Origin of the sequence: Pseudoalteromonas sp. S1608 (genome assembly GCF_005887265.1) — a bacterium.
GTDB classification, from domain to species: domain Bacteria; phylum Pseudomonadota; class Gammaproteobacteria; order Enterobacterales; family Alteromonadaceae; genus Pseudoalteromonas; species Pseudoalteromonas undina.
This window is the reverse complement of record NZ_PNDK01000118.1, coordinates 1-273: the sequence shown is the minus strand read 5'-3', so window position 1 is coordinate 273 and position 273 is coordinate 1. Positions and strand designations below refer to the sequence as shown.

Here is a 273-nt window from a genome sequence, read left to right as displayed (position 1 = left end):
ATTAGCTGAAGGTATTACCGACGAAGGATTTGATAGCGCATGTGATTAACTTGGTAATGTAGGCTTGTTCATGGCGGCTTGCCGTAGACATGAAATTACAGAGCCAAGCAGAGAGAATAGATCACCGCTGATAGATGCATCGGCGCTTGCTATGCAGATTGGTGCTTCTATTGGAGTAACTCCTCGTGTTGCCACCGCCCCGTTAACCACACATAATACAGCCATTAATGGCATCTAAAAAGGGTTATCAACTCTTGATGATGAACCCTTCTT

At 44.7% G+C, this 273-nt stretch carries 1 pseudogene; it reads left to right on the top strand.

From position 1 onward, the window contains the following. A pseudogene (locus CWB75_RS18930) lies at nucleotides 1–235 on the top strand (monodechloroaminopyrrolnitrin synthase PrnB family protein); the annotation flags it as partial. Nucleotides 236–273 lie beyond the last annotated feature (38 nt).